The sequence below is a fragment of the Pelagerythrobacter marinus genome (assembly GCF_034375205.1).
Classification (GTDB): Bacteria; Pseudomonadota; Alphaproteobacteria; order Sphingomonadales; family Sphingomonadaceae; genus Pelagerythrobacter; species Pelagerythrobacter marinus.
Genome location: NZ_CP139719.1, coordinates 2,809,745 through 2,823,662, shown reverse-complemented (window position 1 = coordinate 2,823,662; position 13,918 = coordinate 2,809,745). Strand labels below are relative to the sequence as shown.

12 protein-coding genes are annotated in these 13,918 nt (G+C 68.7%); 9 read left to right on the top strand and 3 right to left on the bottom strand.

The features are described from left to right. The first annotated feature begins 7 nt into the window (after positions 1-7). Together bioD and T8T98_RS13745 are read left to right on the top strand one after the other, a co-directional pair. Complete coding sequence (gene bioD, locus T8T98_RS13750; RefSeq protein ID WP_251104759.1) at positions 8-619, top strand: dethiobiotin synthase; 612 nt, start codon at positions 8-10, stop codon at positions 617-619. Next, positions 616-1,863 (top strand): adenosylmethionine--8-amino-7-oxononanoate transaminase, encoded by a 1,248-nt coding sequence (locus tag T8T98_RS13745; protein ID WP_251104760.1) that lies wholly within the window; start codon positions 616-618, stop codon positions 1,861-1,863. The genes bioD and T8T98_RS13745 overlap by 4 nt, the downstream gene beginning before the upstream one ends. Positions 1,864-1,914: 51 nt before the next feature. Here the strand turns inward: T8T98_RS13745 and T8T98_RS13740 are convergent, their stop codons facing one another. Beyond that, entirely contained in the window at positions 1,915-2,646 is a 732-nt protein-coding gene (locus T8T98_RS13740; RefSeq protein WP_251104761.1) for a 2-keto-4-pentenoate hydratase, read from the bottom strand. 211 nt (positions 2,647-2,857) lie between these two features. Between T8T98_RS13740 and T8T98_RS13735 the strand changes: the two genes are divergently transcribed. The 5 genes from T8T98_RS13735 (at position 2,858) to T8T98_RS13715 (ending at position 8,138) form a co-directional block, all read left to right on the top strand. After that, positions 2,858-3,883, top strand: a complete 1,026-nt coding sequence (locus tag T8T98_RS13735) for a LacI family DNA-binding transcriptional regulator (RefSeq protein ID WP_160734159.1) — start codon at positions 2,858-2,860, stop codon at positions 3,881-3,883. Between the two features lie 154 nt (positions 3,884-4,037). Beyond that, positions 4,038-4,670, top strand: a complete 633-nt coding sequence (locus T8T98_RS13730) for an RpiB/LacA/LacB family sugar-phosphate isomerase (protein WP_160734158.1) — start codon at positions 4,038-4,040, stop codon at positions 4,668-4,670. A gap of 126 nt (positions 4,671-4,796) precedes the next feature. Further along, a complete protein-coding gene (kduD, locus tag T8T98_RS13725) occupies positions 4,797-5,570 on the top strand; it encodes a 2-dehydro-3-deoxy-D-gluconate 5-dehydrogenase KduD (protein ID WP_160734157.1) in 774 nt (257 codons plus the stop codon). An 8-nt stretch (positions 5,571-5,578) separates the two neighbouring features. Beyond that, positions 5,579-6,589: a sugar kinase gene (locus T8T98_RS13720; RefSeq protein ID WP_251104762.1), complete on the top strand. Its 1,011-nt coding sequence runs from the start codon at positions 5,579-5,581 to the stop codon at positions 6,587-6,589. Beyond that, entirely contained in the window at positions 6,576-8,138 is a 1,563-nt protein-coding gene (locus tag T8T98_RS13715) for a carboxylesterase/lipase family protein (RefSeq protein ID WP_251104763.1), read from the top strand. Before T8T98_RS13720 ends, T8T98_RS13715 begins: the two co-directional genes overlap by 14 nt. Positions 8,139-8,169: 31 nt before the next feature. On the opposite strand, the gene T8T98_RS13710 is transcribed toward T8T98_RS13715, so the two are convergent. Together T8T98_RS13710 and T8T98_RS13705 are read right to left on the bottom strand one after the other, a co-directional pair. After that, positions 8,170-8,520, bottom strand: coding sequence for a cupin domain-containing protein (locus T8T98_RS13710; RefSeq protein ID WP_160734223.1), 351 nt, complete (start codon positions 8,518-8,520; stop codon positions 8,170-8,172). Between the two features lie 83 nt (positions 8,521-8,603). Continuing rightward, positions 8,604-9,950 (bottom strand): pectate lyase family protein, encoded by a 1,347-nt coding sequence (locus tag T8T98_RS13705; protein ID WP_251104764.1) that lies wholly within the window; start codon positions 9,948-9,950, stop codon positions 8,604-8,606. Between the two features lie 172 nt (positions 9,951-10,122). On the opposite strand from T8T98_RS13705, the gene T8T98_RS13700 reads away from it, so the two are divergent. Beyond that, positions 10,123-12,879 carry a TonB-dependent receptor gene (locus tag T8T98_RS13700; protein ID WP_251104765.1) on the top strand — a complete coding sequence of 919 codons (2,757 nt, stop codon included), beginning with the start codon at positions 10,123-10,125 and terminating at the stop codon, positions 12,877-12,879. A 37-nt stretch (positions 12,880-12,916) separates the two neighbouring features. Further along, the gene (locus tag T8T98_RS13695; RefSeq protein ID WP_251104766.1) at positions 12,917-13,918 is read left to right on the top strand and encodes an alpha/beta hydrolase; all 1,002 of its coding nucleotides are present in this window, start codon (positions 12,917-12,919) and stop codon (positions 13,916-13,918) included.

Here is a 13,918-nt window from a genome sequence, read left to right as displayed (position 1 = left end):
GCGACCCGTGATCGTTACCGGAACCGATACCGATATCGGCAAGACCGTGTTTGCCGCCGGGCTCGCCGCGGCGCTCGGCGCGCACTACTGGAAACCGGTCCAGGCAGGGACCGAAGGCGGCGGCGATGCGCACCGCGTGGCGGCGCTGGGCGTGCCGGAACGCCGGATCCTGCCCGAAGCCTATCGCCTAGACACCCCCTGTTCCCCGCACCGCGCGGCCGAGCTGGAGGGGATCGAGATCGCGGTCGAGCGGCTGGAAGTGCCCCGGGTGGAAGGGCCGCTGGTGATCGAGGGTGCCGGCGGCGCGCTGGTGCCGGTCACGCGGCAGGTGCTCTACGCCGATCTCTTCGCGCGCTGGGCATATCCGGTGGTGGTCGTCGCGAGCACTCGGCTGGGGACGATCAATCACAGCCTGATGACGCTGGAGGCGCTACGCGCCCGCCAGGTCGGCGTGCTGGGGATCGCCTTCGTCGGCGAGGCCAACGACGACAGCGAGCGGACGATCTGCGAGATCGGCGGGGTTCGCCGGCTCGGCCGCCTGCCGTGGCTGGAGCCGCTCTCCGCCGAGAGCCTGGCGCAGGCCTTCCGCGACAATTTCGAGCTGAGGGACTTCGCATGAACGGATCGCCGATCTGGCATCCCTTCACCCAGCACGGGCTGGGCGAACCGATCCCGCAGGTGGAGCGCGCGGAAGGCGCGATCCTCGTCACGGCCGACGGGCGGCGCGTGATCGACGCGATATCGTCGTGGTGGGTGACGACCCACGGCCATGCCCATCCGCGCATCGCCGCGGCCATTGCGCGCCAGGCGGAGCGGCTGGACCAGATCATCTTCGCCGGCTGGACCCACGAACCGGCAGAGGAGGTCGCGGCCGGGCTGCGCGCGATCATGCCCGGCAACCTCACCCGCGTGTTCTTCTCCGATTCGGGATCGACCAGCGTCGAGGTCGCGCTCAAGATGGCGCTGGGCTACTGGCTGCACCGCGGGGACCCGCGCCACCGCATCCTGGTGCTTGAGCACGGCTATCACGGCGACACGATCGGGGCGATGTCGGTCGGCGCGCGCGGGGCCTTCAACCGGGCTTACGAACCCCTGCTGTTTGACGTCGAGACGATCCCGTTCCCGCAGGATGCCGCGGCCCGGGCGACGCTCAATGCGCTGGAGCGCGCCTGCCGCCAAGGCGCGGCGGCCTTCATCGTCGAACCGCTGGTGCTGGGGGCCGGGGGAATGCTGACCTACCCGCCCGCCGTCCTGCGCGAAATGCACGCGATCTGCGCCCGCCATGGCGTCCTGTTCATCGCCGACGAGGTGATGACCGGCTGGGGGCGGACGGGGACCTTGCTCGCCTGCGAGCAGGCCGATATCGCGCCCGACATCCTGTGCCTTTCGAAGGGGTTGACCGGCGGCGCGATCCCGCTGGCAGTGACGATGGCGAGCGAGCCGATCTTCGCCGCGCACTACGCCCCGGACCGGGCGCGGATGTTCTTCCATTCCTCCAGCTATACCGCCAACCCGATCGCTTGCGCGGCGGCGGCGGCGAACCTCGCGATCTGGCGCGAGGAGCCGGTGCGCGAGCGGATCGCCGACCTGTGCCGCCGGCAGGGCGAGGCACTGGCCGCGCTGGCCGATCATCCGCGGGCCACCGCGCTGCGCCAGGTGGGCACGATCGCCGCGCTCGATGTCGGCGCGGCGGAAGGCTACCTGTCGGATCTCGCGCCGCGGCTCCTGCGGTTCTTCGCGGAGAACGACGTTCTCCTGCGGCCGCTGGGCAACACGGTCTATGTCATGCCGCCTTATTGTATCGGCGACGACGAGCTGCAGCGCGTCTATCGCGTCATCGCGCGCGCGCTCGACGAGGTCTGACGGGGCGATCCACGGCCGGGTGATCGCCGCCGGCGATCCGGTTGGCAGGGATTACTGGCCGGCGACGATCCGGGCGTCGAGTTCGCCGAGCCCGACGAAGCGCGCGGTCACGCGGTCGCCGGGCGCGACTTCGTGCACCCCGGTCACCGCGCCGCTGGAGATCCACCATCCGGCCTGCGGCGCGATCGAGCGGCGCGCGAGATTGGCGAGGAGGAAACGCGCGGCGCCGAATGGCCCGTCGAGCATCGTCGCCGTGGTCGCCCGGCCGACGGTTTCGCCGTTCACGTCCAGCGCGACCTCGATCGAGGCAAGGTCTTCCCACGCCTCGCGCGCGACAGGGGCGCCGAGCACCAGCCCGGCATTGTTGCCGTGGTCCGACACGGTGACGCAGGGGCCGTCGCTGTTGATCGCGGGATAGGGCGAGGATGCGATTTCCATGCCGATCCGCACTTCGTCGATCCAGGCCATGGCCTCCTCGTTCGTCTGCGGCGGCGGTGCATCGGCGGCGGGGGGCGCGAGGCGGAGCATGAACTCCGCCTCCGCCGCGGCAAACCCGCCGGCGAACACCGGCATCGCGGCCGGCGCGTCGCCGCCCTCGACGATCGTATCGGCCAGGATCGGGCCGGCGAGGCGGTTGGCGCCGAGCACGCCATCGTCGGGTGGGTTGATCTTGCCGACTTTCCAGCCGCCGACGGGGCGGTCCCACAGGGCCAGGGCGGCATCCTGCACGGCATAGGCCTCTTCGAGCGAGGCAGGCGCGGTCCCGCCTGGATAGGCGTCCAATGCGCGGCCCGAACGCCGGGCGTTTACAAATACTTCGGCAACTTCACGCGCGGCGACACCCAAGACGGAACCCTCCCCGAAACTGCATCACGGCCCCGTTACTGGTCTATTAGGAAACCGGTGTCAAAACTTTTGTGGTACGGGGCCCTTTGGCGGCATCGAAACTTAATCTAAGAGGCCGGGGTGCCCCGGTGGGTGGGAGTTGGAGTGGATGGACAAGTCGGACAAGCAACCGACGATCAACGATGTCGCGCGCGTCGCGGGGGTCTCGAAGAAGACGGTGAGCCGGGTGATCAATCGCTCGCCCCTGCTCAAGATGGATACCCGCGAGAAGGTCGAAGCGGTGATCGCCCAGCTGGGCTACGTGCCCAATCCGCAGGCCCGGGCGCTGGCCCTGCGGCGCAATTTCCTGCTCGGCCTGCTGCACGACAACCCGAATGCCCAGACGGTGCTCAATTTCCAGGAAGGGGTGCTCGACGCGATCCGCGAGACCGAGTTCGCGCTGGTCGTGCGGCCGGTCGATCGCCATTCGCCCGAGATGCTGGACGACATTCGCAACTTCCTCGAGCTCCAGCGCCTCTACGGCGTGCTGATCCTGCCGCCGATTTCGGAAGACGACGAGCTGGCCGCGCTGTGCCGCGAAATGGGCTGCGGCTATGTCCGCATGGGTTCGGCCGCGCTCGACGAGGCGGAGCACCTGGTCCAGTCGAACGACCGCGAGATGGTCGCCGGCGTGGTCGATTACCTGGTAGGGCAGGGCCATCGCCGGATCGGGCTGATCGAGGGGCCGGCCGGCTTCCGCTCCGCCTTCGAACGGCGCGAGGGCTTTCTCTCGGCCATGCGCCGGCACGGCCTGGCGGTGCCGGACGAGGCGATCGTGCCGGGCAACTACCGGTTCGGTTCGGGTGTCGAGGGTGCCGACCGCCTGTTGCGGGCGGAGCCGCGGATCACCGCGCTTTTCGCGAGCAACGACGAGATGGCGGCGGGGGCCTATCACGCCGCCCGGGAGCGGGGGGTGGACGTGCCGCGCGACCTCTCGATCGTCGGCTTCGACGATTCGCCGATCGCGGCCCATATCTGGCCCCCGATGACGACGGTCGGCTGGCCGATCCGCGAAATGGGCAAGGCCGCCGCGCTCAAGCTGGTCTCCCCCGACCTCGCCGAGGCCCGCCCCTCGTGCTTCCCCGCGCGGCTCGTCACCCGCGCATCGGTCGCCCCGCCCGCTTCGGAAATCTGATCGGCCCGGTTGAAATCACCCCCGCTTTGCGAGTAGAAGCCTTTTTTGACACCGGTTTCCTAAGTCGACTCGAGCGTTCGGCTCGACTTCGACGCAAGAGGCCGGACACCGGAAGATTTCGCACCAGAAGCCCGACCGCGGGCAGGGAGAACCCATGAAGATCGCTCTCATCACCGAGAATAGCCAGGCCGCCAAGAACGGCATCATCCACGAGGCGCTGACGACCGTTGCCGAACCGTTCGGGCACGAGGTCTTCAACTACGGAATGTACACGGCGGAGGATTCGGCTTCGCTGACTTACGTGATGAACGGCCTGCTGGCCGGCATCCTGCTCAATTCGAAGGCGGCCGATTTCGTGGTCACCGGCTGCGGCACGGGCATGGGCTCGATGCTGGCGTGCAATTCGATGCCGGGTGTCTTCTGCGGGCTGGTGATCGACCCGACCGACGCCTTCCTGTTCAACCAGATCAACGCCGGCAACGCGATCTCGATGCCCTATGCCAAGGGCTTCGGCTGGGCGGCCGAACTGAACCTGCAGGACTGCTATCGCAAGCTGTTCGAGAACGAGGCCGGCGCCGGCTACCCGCGCGAACGGGCCGAGGTCATGCGCAAGAACCGCGGCATCCTGTCCGATCTGAAGGACGCGTCGTGCCACGACATGCTGACCGTGCTGAAGAACGTCGATCAGGACCTGCTGCGCGCGGCGATCGCGGGCGAGCGGTTCGCGGAGTATTTCTACGCCAATTCGCAGGACGAGGCGATCAGCGACTACCTGCGCAACCTTTGACGTTTTCGGGCCGCGGGCCCTTCGGGAATCGCACGATCCGGGCCAACAGGTCGAACCGCCGGAGCCCGGGGCCGGCCGCCGCGCGGGATGGCGTGGCCGCCGGACGCTGCTAGGAAAGGGAGAGTTATGGGAGCCAACCCCTTCGATCTCACGGGGCGCACCGCCGTCGTGACGGGCGCCAATACCGGCATCGGCCAGGGCATTGCCCTGGCCCTGGCGGAGGCGGGCGCCGATATCGCTGCCGTCGGCCGCAGCCGGGCCGACGAGACCGCGGAAAAGGTCCGCGCGCTCGGCCGCCGGTGCGAGCTGGTTTCGGCCGACCTGTCGTCGATCGAACCGGTGGCCGATGTCGTCGATACCGTGGTCGACAAGCTCGGCCGGCTCGACATCCTGGTCAACAACGCAGGGATCATCCGCCGGGAAGACGCGCTGCAGTTCTCCGAAGAGGACTGGGACGCGGTCATGGACACGAACCTGAAGTCGCTGTTCTTCCTCTGCCAGGCGGCCGCGCGGCACATGACGCAGTGGGCTGCGCAGGAGGGCGCGCGCGGCAAGATCGTCAACATCGCCTCGATGCTGACGTTCCAGGGCGGCATCCGGGTCCCCAGCTATACCGCCAGCAAATCGGGCGTCGGCGGGTTGACCAAGCTGCTGGCCAACGAATGGGCGCCGCTGGGCATCAACGTCAACGCGATCGCGCCCGGCTATATCGCGACCAATAACACCGCCGCATTGCAGGCGGACGAGACGCGCAATCGCCAGATCCTGGAACGCATTCCCGAGCAGCGCTGGGGCGATCCGGCGGATATCGGCGGCGCCGCGGTCTTCCTCGCCAGCCGCGCCGCGGACTACGTCCAGGGCCATATCCTCGCGGTGGACGGCGGCTGGCTGGCACGGTGAGCGGGCCTGTGACGGCACCGGTCGTCTGTTTCGGCGAAATGCTCGTCCGCCTGTCGCCGCCGGCCGGATTGCCGCTGGCGCGCGCGAACGCGCTCGACGTGGCGGTCGGCGGGGCCGAAGCCAATGTCGCCGCGGCGCTGGCCAGCCTCGGCCAGGCAGCGCGAATGCTCACGGTCGTGCCCGACAATCCGCTCGGCCGGATGGCACGGTCCACCCTGGCGGCGGCCGGGGTGGACATCGCGGCGATGGCGACCGGCCCCGGCCGCATGGGCCTCTATTTCCTCGAACCGCCCGCCGGGCCGGTGGCCGGCCGGGTGACGTACGATCGCAATGGCAGCGCCTTTGCCGAAGCGCGGCCGGAGGACCTCGATTTCGCCGGTGCCCTTGGCGGCGCCGGCCTGCTGCACATGTCCGGCATCACCCCTGCTCTCGGCCCCCGCGGGGTCGAGCTTGCCCGGGCGGCCCAGGCCGCGGCCCGCGCGGCGGGTGTGCCGATCTGTTTCGACGGCAATTATCGCGCGAACCTGTGGGAGGCGTGGGATTCGAACCCGCGCGAGATCCTGCGCGAAATGGTGGGCGGGGCGCGGGTACTGATCGGGAACCACCGCGACATTTCGCTGCTGCTCGGAGAAACCTTTTCCGGCGAAGGGCCCGACCGGCGGCGCGAGGCGGCCGAAGCGGCCTTTGCCGCGTTCCCTTCGCTGGAGCTGATCGCCTCGACCGCGCGCCATGTCGAAACGGGGCAGGTCCACCGGCTCGCGGCCCGGGTCGACCGGCGCCACGATCACTGGCAGACCGAAGAGGTGCGGATCGAGGGCGTGATCGATCGCATCGGAACGGGCGACGCCTTCGCCGCCGGCCTCATCCTGCGTTATCTGGAGGGGGCCACGGCGCAGGACATGGCCAGGTCTGCGCTCGCGATGGCGGTGATGAAGCATGGCTTCACCGGCGACATGATCCTCGCCACCCGGGCAGAACTCGATGCCTTCGATGCCGGCGGCGGCGATGTCCGGCGCTAGGATCGACCGGCGCGCGTTCGTCGTCGCGGGCATGGCGGCGGGAGCCGGTGCCGCGGCCGCGCCGGCCTGGGCCGCGCGTTCGCCCGTGCGCCCGCAGGCCGGGCCCTACCGCGGACTGCGCACGGGTGCCGTCGCGGCTTTCCTCGGCATCCGGTATGCGCGTGCGAGCCGCTTCGCGGCACCCCGGCCGGTGCCCGCGCCGACCGGCCCGGTCGACGCCATCGGGTTCGGCCCGATCGCCCCGCAACTGGGGCTGCAGGATCATCGCCAGAGCGAGGATTGCCTGTTCCTCAACGTCTGGACGCCCGACGCGAACCCGCGCGCGCGGCGGCCGGTCATGGTCTATTTCCACGGTGGGGCCTATACCTCGGGAACAGTCACCGACCCGCTGACCCACGGGCACCGCCTGGCCGAACAAGGCGATGTCGTTGTCGTGACGGTCAACCAGCGGCTGAACGTGTTCGGTTACGGCTGGTTCTCGCCCTGGGGCGACCGGTTCGCCGACAGCGGCAACCTGGGCCAGCTCGACCTGGTCCAGGCGCTCGAATGGGTGCGCGCGAATATCGATGCGTTCGGGGGCGATCCCGCGCGGGTCATGGCATTCGGGCAGTCGGGTGGCGGCGCCAAGATCGCGACCCTCATGGCCATGCCCGCCGCCGACGGCCTTTTCCATGCAGCCGCGACGATGAGCGGCCAGCAGGTAACGGCCAGCGGCCCTGCCAATGCGCGGGAGCGCACGCGCGCGTTTTTGGGCGAGATCGGCGTGCGCGAAGGGGACATGGAGACGCTGCTTTCCCTGCCGGCGGAACGGCTGGTGGAAGGCCTCGCGGCGCGCGATCCGATCCTGGGCGGCCGGGTCTATTTCGGGCCGGTGCTCGACATGACCAACCTGCCGCGCCACCCCTTCTGGCCCGACGCAGCCCCCCGGTCGCTGCACGTGCCGATGATCCTCGGCAACACGCGCGACGAGACACGGGCGTTCATCGACCCGCGCGGCCCGGTGCTCACCGGCCTCGACTGGTCGAACATCGCCGAACGGCTGGCACCCCAGATCCGTATCGACCTCGACCCGCGCTGGGTCGTCGCCCGGTATCGCGCGCGCTACCCCGACTGGTCGCCCGCGCGCCTGTTCTATGCCGCCACGACCGCGGGCCGGAGCTGGCCGGGCCAGGTGATAGAGGCAGACGCCCGCGCCCGCGCCGGCGCGCAGGCGACCTGGGTTTACCAGCTCGATCGGCCGTCACCGGTCGATCCGCTGCGCGGGGCGGCTCATACCGACGACATTCCCTATGTCTTCGGGACGCTGGACGCGCCCGGCAGCTATTCGGGCACGGGAGGCGGCGCGGCCGAGACGAGCGCGGCGATGATCGCGGCGTTCACCGGCCTTGCGCGGACGGGGCGGCCGGGCCTGGCGCACTGGGATGCCTACCGACTGCCCGAGCGCGCGACGCTGGTGATCGGCGACGGGTCCACGGCGATGGTCGCCGATCCGCGCCGCTGGGAGCGCGAGCTCTGGGCGACGGCTCCCTATATCCAGCCCGGGAGCTGAGCCGGCGGGCGCTGTGTCGGTGGCGCCGCGGCTAGTCGCGCGGCGCCACGGGATAGGCGATGATGATCGACAGCGGTTCGTCGCCGACCTGCCGGATGCCGACGACGGCCCCTTCGTAGAGGTACGCCGCCATGCCGGGGCGCAATTCCGCCTCCTCCCCATCCGAGATCACGACGCCGCGGCCGGCGGTGACGTAGTAGACTTCGTCGTGCGCGATCGGATGCTCGCCGACCGCCGCACCCGGGTCGAGGACGCGGCGGCGGAACTCCATCGTGCGCGGCTGCGGGGCCGCGTCGCTGATGCGATAGGCGGTGGACATTCCGATCGCGCCATGCGGCGGCGCCTCGCGCACCATCACGTCACTTTCGGAAACGACCACCATCGGCGGGGCCGCGGCGGGGCCCGCCCCGGATGCCGCCACGCAGGCCGGGAGGGTCGTCGCCGCGGCCAGGGCCCAGCCGCGCCTCACCGCGCGTCCCCGCGCATTTCGCGGTCGCGAGGCGACAGGTGCTCCTGCGCCCCGGCCTTCTGGCCGGGATAGCGGCCGCTGAGCGGCGTCATCGTGTCGAGGTTCCACTCGGCCTCGCGGAAGGGGGCGCGAGTCTCGGCAATCTCGGGATAGCCGCCGACCTCGTCTTCCGAATCGATGATCTCCCCGCGTCCTTCGGCGATGTAGAAGAGCACGCGGATTTCCTCCTCGCCCCGGTCCCAGGGGCGCGCACCGGCGGTGGCGAGCAACGTGGTCTCCACGTCCTGCGAGGGAAGGACATCGAACCCGGAAAGATCGGCCAGCGGGGCGTCTGCGCGAATCAGGCGCGCCCGGGTGTGGCCGTAGCGTCCGAACTCGGGCAGCGCGTTGCCGTGGCGATCGACCGCCACGTTGTCGCGGCCGTAATAGGCGAGGTCGCCCACGCCGCCGAGCATGAGGAAGGGCAGGCCTTCATCCGTGTCGTTGCCCCCGCGCATGACATTGCCGACCGCGGTGATCTCCCCCGTGACGTGGGGCTGGCCGGCCCATTCGAGGTCCATCAGGTTGTAGTGCACGGCGCGCAGCTGCGGATTGTAGATCAGGTTGTTGACCAGCGCGACCTGCGCGCCGCCCTTAACCAGGGGCGAGCGTTCGACATTGTGCGCCCAGATATTGCGGTCGAAGACGATGCCGGTGGCGTTGTCGTGGATCAGCGAGCCTTTCGAATGCTCGCCCTTCGGATGGCTCGAATCGGCAAGCCCCTCGGCCGCGAGGTTGAGGCGGAAGGTCACGTTGTGGCTCGTGCCCTTGCGCCATTCCTCGATCGTATCGCCGGTGAAGCGCGGCCCGCTGGCCGACATGTTCTCGTCGATCGCCCACATGAACGTGTTGTTCTCCACCAGGACGTTCGCCGCCCCGGCCGTGGAGAAGGCATCGGTTTCCCATCCGCTCCGCTTGGCCTGGCCGGCCGCGCCGGTCAGAACCCGCAAGTGGCTGATCTTCACATCGTGCGTCTTCACGTCGATCCCGCCGCGCAGCAGCGTGACGCCGGGGGAGGGGGCCGTCTGCCCGGCAATGGTGACATAAGGTTCGCTGATCCGCAGCGTGGAGCGATCGAGGTCGATCGCGCCGCCCACTTCGAACACGATGATTCGCGGCCCCTTGGCGGCGAGCGCTTCGGCCAGGCTGCCGGGCCCGTCCTTGGCGAGGGTGGTCACCCGGATGATGCGGCCGCCCTTGCCGCCCTCGGTCGGGTCGGGCGGAGCGGCCTGGGCAGGGGCGGCAAGAAGCAGGCCGAAGGCCCCGGCAAGAGCGACCAGGCGGGTTGTAATTCTCGATTTCATGACATCTCCTCTCCGACTTAACTTGACAAGGCTGGCCCGCTTAGGCAATGAAGAATGACACCGGTTACCAAAAAAGGCCGGAGTTGGGAATGATCGGATGTCGGATGGGTGTGGCGCTGAGGCGCCCGCAAGCTCACCCCAAAAAGACACCGGTGCCATTTTGGGAGGAGTTATGAAGTACTCACTCGTTTCGCGTCGTACGAAGGCGGCCCTGCTGGCCGGCGGCGCGCTCGTTCTGCCGCAGGCGCTCCACGCACAGGACGCCGGCACGCTCGATGCCGAGGAAGTCGGTGACGAGGCAGTGGCCGACGTTGCCGATGAAGGCAATGTCATCGTTGTTTCCGGTTTTCGCGAATCGCTGAACGCGGCTGTCGCCGCCAAGCGCGAGGCGGTCGGCCAGGTCGACGTCATCGTCGCGGAAGACATCGCGAAGTTTCCCGACACCAACCTCGCCGAATCGCTTCAGCGCATTCCCGGCGTCGCGATCGAACGCGACGCGGGCGAGGGGCGCCAGATCACGGTTCGCGGCCTTGGCGCGCAGTTCACCCGCGTGCGGGTGAACGGGATGGAGACGATCGCGACATCGGTCGACGGCGCATCGTCGAACCGCGACCGCGCGTTCGATTTCAACGTGTTCGCCTCCGAGCTGTTCAACTCGATCGTCGTCAACAAGACGGCCTCGGCCAAGCTGGACGAGGGTTCGCTGGGCGCGGTGATCGATCTGAGCACCGGCAACCCGCTGGCCTATGGCGCGGGCACGAAGCTCGTCGTCACCGCCCAGGGGCGGTATAACGATCTCAACGACGACATCTCGCCCCGCCTCGCCGGCCTTGCCGCCTGGAACAACGCGGACGAGACCTTCGGCGTGTCGGCCTCGGTCGCATGGTCGAAGTACGAGACGGCCGAGCTGGGCAACAACTCGGTCCGCTGGGCCAACAACGCCACGTTCCGTTCGGTCGGCGGAGTCGATTGCGAGGCCAATCCGGCCGACCCGGGCTGCGTCGAAGTGCGCGAAGCCTTCCACCCGCGCATCCCGCGCTACGGCCTCGTCAATCACGAGCGCGAGCGGCTCGGTGCCACGGCGGCGGTCCAGTTCCGCCCGACCGACAGCACCGACATCGAGATCAACGCGCTCTACTCGAACTTCAAGGAAGACCGCGACGAGTACTGGGGCGAAGTGCTCCTGCGTTCGAACGAGGACGAGATCGACGTCGTCGACTACACGATCGACGGCCCCAATCTCGTCAGCGCCGACCTGTCGAACGCCTGGATCCGCAACGAACGCTACCACCGCGAGAGCGAGACCGATTTCTACCAGGTCTCCGGCCGGTTCGAACAGCGTTTCGGCGACTTCACGGCCACGCTTTCGGGCGGCTTCTCGAAGTCGGACGCGACGATCCCCGTCGAAACCACGATCATCTTCGACGATCGCGACGGTGACTACAGCTACGACTATTCCGACATGAAGTTTCCCCGGCTGACGTTCGGCACCGACGTGACCGATCCGGGCAACTTCCAGCTGGCGGAGTTCCGCGACCGGCCGAGCCGGGTCGAGAACAAGTTCAAGACCATCGCGCTCGATCTCGAGTACGAGCCGGTTCACGGCCTGACGCTGTCGGCCGGGCCGTTCTATCGCAAGTTCGAGTTCTTCACCACGAGCGCGCGGCGCGACAGCCAGTATTGCTCGGCTTTCGATTGCGCGCCCGGGGCCTACGGTGCGCCTGTCACGCCCGACCTGGCCGAGCTGTTCGAACTCGGCGACGCCGGGCAGCCTGCGGGCAACACCAATGCCTGGATCGTGCCCGATCTCGACGCGGCGGTCGCGTTCCTCGATCTCTACAACATTCCGGCCGCGACGCGCGAAGGCGATGAGCGGGGCGTGAGCGAGGAAGTGACCGGCGGTTACTTCCAGACCGACTTCGAGATCGACCCGGGCGTGCGGATGACCGGCAACTTCGGCGTGCGCTATGCCCATACCGACCAGTCCTCGCAGGGCTTCGTCTCGGGCCAGTACGTCAACGTCGATCGCAGCTACGACGATTTCCTGCCGGCGGCGAACCTGAACATCTTCCCGGCGGACAACTTCATCGTCCGCGGTGCGATCGCGCAGGTCATCACGCGGCCCACGCTCGGCTCGCTGACGCCGGGCGGCTCGGTGGACGAGTTCAACTTCCGCATCAGCTCGGGCAATCCGTTCATCGAGCCGTACCGGGCGTGGAACTACGACCTCTCGCTCGAATGGTACTTCGCCCCGGGCGCGATCCTGTCGCTGGCGGGCTTCGTGAAGGACATCGAGAGCTTCCCGGTCAGCGCCTCGCGCGAGATCACCTATGCGCAGAGCGGCCTGCCGACTTCGCTCCTCACCTCGGGGACGCCGGCCTACGATGCCGTGGTCAATGGCACCGATCCCGGTCGCCTGTTCGAATCGCGCACCACGATCAACGGCGAAGGCGCCGTCATCAAGGGGCTGGAACTGGGGCTGAACCTGCCCTTCTCCGCCTTTACCGGCGCAGACTTCGTCAGCGATTTCGGTATCCTCGGCAACGTCACCTACGTCGACAGCAACCGCGACGAGGAGTTCGGGGGCGAGATCTACGAGATCACCTTCCCGGGCGTGTCGAAGTACTCGGCCAATGGCACGATCTACTACGACAACGGGCGTTTCTCGGTCCGCGTCTCGGGTGCCTATCGCAGCGACTACAACACCGGTGGCAGCGGCAACGGCAACTTCCTCGAAGGCTTCGGTTCGACCTTCAACCTCGATGCCTCGATCCGCTACAAGCTGACCGACAATATCGAGCTGCTGGTGGACGGGAACAACCTGACCGACCAGTACCGCTACCGCTGGACCGACGATCCGACGCGTCGAAACTACGAGAACAATCACTTCGGACGGATCATCATGGTCGGCGCGCGCGTCGAATTCTAGGATCCCGTCCGAGGGAAGCGATCGAGGGGGCTCGCGCATGAACAGTGATCGGAGATCGGTGCTCGGCGCGGGCCTCACGCTTTCCTTCCTGGGGGCGACGGGGCTTTCGGCCCAGACGCCTCCCCCCTCGGCCGGCGGTGCCTTGCCGCCGGGCCTTCCGCAGCCGGTCGAGATGATCGATCTCTGGCCGCAAGGCGCCCCGGGCATGCCCGCGCGCGCGCCGGTCGAACAGGTCGCGGAGCGTTCGACCGATCCGCTGGTCACCGACCGCGCGGTGCGCGGCATCGCCGTGCCTCGCCTGTCGGTGTTCCGGCCCGACCGGCCCAACGGCGCCGCCGTACTCCTGATTCCCGGCGGGGGCTATCGCCACGTCGTCGTGGACAAGGAAGGCTACGAGATGGCGCGCTGGCTCGCGGCGCGCGGTTTCACCGCCTTCGTCCTGTTCTATCGTCTGCCCTACGACGGATGGGCCGCGGGTCCGGACGTGTGCCTGGCCGATGCACAACGCGCCATGCGCGTCATCCGCAGTCGCCACGCCGATTTCGCGATCGACCCGGAACGGGTCGCGGCGATGGGCTTTTCGGCCGGCGGCCACTTGTGCGCCGACCTCGCCACCCGCTTTGCAAGGCGCGTCTACGAGCCGGTGGACGCGGCCGATCGCCTGGGGGCGAAGCCGATCTGTGCGGCGCCGGTCTATCCGGTGGTGGCGATGCAGGCCCCGCATGCCCACCCCGGCTCGCGCGAGCGCCTTCTCGGCGCTTCGCCGTCCGCGGCGCTCGAAGCGGCGCACTCACCCGATCGGAACGTGCCGGCCGACGCCCCGCCGTTCTTCCTTCTTCATGCCGAGGACGACGATGTCGTCCCGGTCGAGAACAGCCTGATCCTTCGCGCCGCATTGAAGGAGAAGGGCATTCCCGTCGAAACCCATCTCTTCCGGCACGGGGGGCACGGTTTCGGCCTGCGCAAGGCGATCGGCAAGCCGGTCGCGGCCTGGCCCGAGCTGTGGCGCGAATGGGCGCGCGGAACAGGATTGAGCTGA

Coding starts and splice junctions, on each gene's coding strand:
- T8T98_RS13745 (WP_251104760.1), top strand. CDS start 616: ATGAACGGATCGCCGATCTGGCATCCCTTCACCCAGCACGGGCTGGGC.
- T8T98_RS13735 (WP_160734159.1), top strand. CDS start 2,858: ATGGACAAGTCGGACAAGCAACCGACGATCAACGATGTCGCGCGCGTC.
- T8T98_RS13730 (WP_160734158.1), top strand. CDS start 4,038: ATGAAGATCGCTCTCATCACCGAGAATAGCCAGGCCGCCAAGAACGGC.
- kduD (WP_160734157.1), top strand. CDS start 4,797: ATGGGAGCCAACCCCTTCGATCTCACGGGGCGCACCGCCGTCGTGACG.
- T8T98_RS13715 (WP_251104763.1), top strand. CDS start 6,576: ATGTCCGGCGCTAGGATCGACCGGCGCGCGTTCGTCGTCGCGGGCATG.
- T8T98_RS13710 (WP_160734223.1), bottom strand. CDS start 8,520: ATGGTGGTCGTTTCCGAAAGTGACGTGATGGTGCGCGAGGCGCCGCCG.
- T8T98_RS13705 (WP_251104764.1), bottom strand. CDS start 9,950: ATGAAATCGAGAATTACAACCCGCCTGGTCGCTCTTGCCGGGGCCTTC.
- T8T98_RS13700 (WP_251104765.1), top strand. CDS start 10,123: ATGAAGTACTCACTCGTTTCGCGTCGTACGAAGGCGGCCCTGCTGGCC.
- T8T98_RS13695 (WP_251104766.1), top strand. CDS start 12,917: ATGAACAGTGATCGGAGATCGGTGCTCGGCGCGGGCCTCACGCTTTCC.